Origin of the sequence: Streptomyces sp. NPDC059743, assembly GCF_042732975.1 — a bacterium.
Taxonomy (GTDB): Bacteria; Actinomycetota; Actinomycetes; order Streptomycetales; family Streptomycetaceae; genus Streptomyces.
In genome coordinates this window covers 1-1793 of sequence record NZ_JBHWGS010000040.1, presented here as the reverse complement: position 1 = coordinate 1793, position 1793 = coordinate 1, and the positions used below count along the sequence as shown (strand labels likewise).

Here is a 1793-nt window from a genome sequence, read left to right as displayed (position 1 = left end):
GGATGCTGTTGGTTAATTCGGGCTGAGCGTGACGTCGGCCTTCAAGACCTGGTTGAGGTCTTGAAGGCCGACGTTGTCGTAGGGGGTGGGTGCGGGTGTCGATGCAGCCGAAGGAGTCGGGGGAGATTCCGGCGGAGACGGTGCGGGTGGCGAGGGCTGCTTTCCCGAAGGGCAGTCTGGCGGTCCGGGTCCGGGACGAGCTGGGGGTGCTGTTCACCGACGAGCAGTTCACGGACTTGTTTCCGGCGCGGGGCAGGCCCGCTTGGTCGCCGGGGCGGCTGGCGCTGGTGCTGGTGTTGCAGTTCGTGGAAGGGCTCACCGACCGGCAGGCCGCGGAGGCGGTGCGGGCCAGGATCGACTTCAAGTACGCGCTCGGGCTGGAGCTGGGTGATCCGGGCTTCGACTTCTCGGTGCTGTCGGAGTTCAGGGACCGGCTGGTGGAAGCGGATGCCGGGCGCCGGGTCCTGGACGGCATTCTGATCGCGGCCCGGGAGAAGGGCCTGCTGGCCGGTGGCGGAAAGGCGCGCACTGACTCCACCCATGTCCTGTCCGCGGCACGGGAGCTGGCCTGGCTGGAGATGGTGGCGGAGACGTTGCGCGCCGCACTGAACGCACTGGCCCAAGCTGCCCCCGAGTGGCTGGACCATGTGGCCGAGCCCGACTGGTTCCGGCACTACGCCACCCGGGCCGAGGACTCGCGGTTCCCCAAGGCCCGCACCAAGCGGGAGGAGGTCGGCCGACGGATCGGTGCCGACGGCATGCGGTTACTCCAGGCTGTGACCGCTCCGGATGCACCCGGCCTGCTGAGGTCTCTGCCGCAGGTCGAGATCCTGCGCCAGATTTGGGTCCATCACTTCCACCTAGTCGAGGGCGAGGTGCAGCGCAGAAACCCAAAAGACCGCCCGCCGGGCGCAAAGCGCCTGGTCACTCCCTATGACACCGAGACTCGTACCGGCTCCAAACGAGACTTGGACTGGGACGGTTACAAGGTCCATCTGACCGAGACATGCGGCCCGGGGGACCTGCACCTGATCACGAACGTGGCCACCACCACAGCCGCGATCAACGACGACCGCATGGCTGCCGTGGTCCATGCCGGTCTGGCCCAGCGAGGGCTGCTGCCTGAAGAGCACTGGGTCGACACTGGCTATGCCAACAGCCCCGCCATGGTTGCCGCGCGCCGGGACTACGGCGTCGAATTGCACGGCCCTCTCCAGGCAGTCAACAGCATCCAGTCCTCGCGCGGTGACGGTACTTACGGCCAAGACGCCTTCACCATCGACTGGGACAACAAGCGCGTGACCTGCCCGAACGGCCATACCAGCAAATCGTGGGCCGTTCACAGCTCACAGCGGCGAATGCCCGTGCTCCGGGTCGCTTTCTCCGTCCTGGACTGCCGCCCCTGTCCACAGCGGCGTGACTGCCTCAGCACACCAACGACCCAGCGCCGACAGCTCACGCTCCGGCCCCGCGAGGAGTACGACACCCTCCAACAGACTCGCGCCCTCCAGCAGACCGACGAGTGGAAGGAGCGCTACCAAATCCGTGCCGGCGTCGAGGGCACCATCGCTCAAGGAGTCCAACGCTGCGGCATGCGCAGAGCCCGCTATCGCGGCCTGACCAAGACCTGCCTTCAGCACCAGCTCACGGGCGCTGCCATCAACCTCGCCCGCATCGACGCTCACCTCACCGACACGCCCCGAGCCCGCACCCGCATAAGCCACTTCGCAGCACTTCGCCCCGCCGCATCCGGCGGGGCGAAGTAGCCAGACCCCGAATTAACCAACAGCGTC

General features: G+C 67.3%; 1 protein-coding gene. It reads left to right on the top strand.

Features of this window, described 5'->3' with window-relative positions:
- Positions 1-95 precede the first annotated feature (95 nt).
- Complete coding sequence (locus tag ACFV6H_RS37715; RefSeq protein WP_385551403.1) at positions 96-1766, top strand: IS1182 family transposase; 1671 nt, start codon at positions 96-98, stop codon at positions 1764-1766.
- Positions 1767-1793 lie beyond the last annotated feature (27 nt).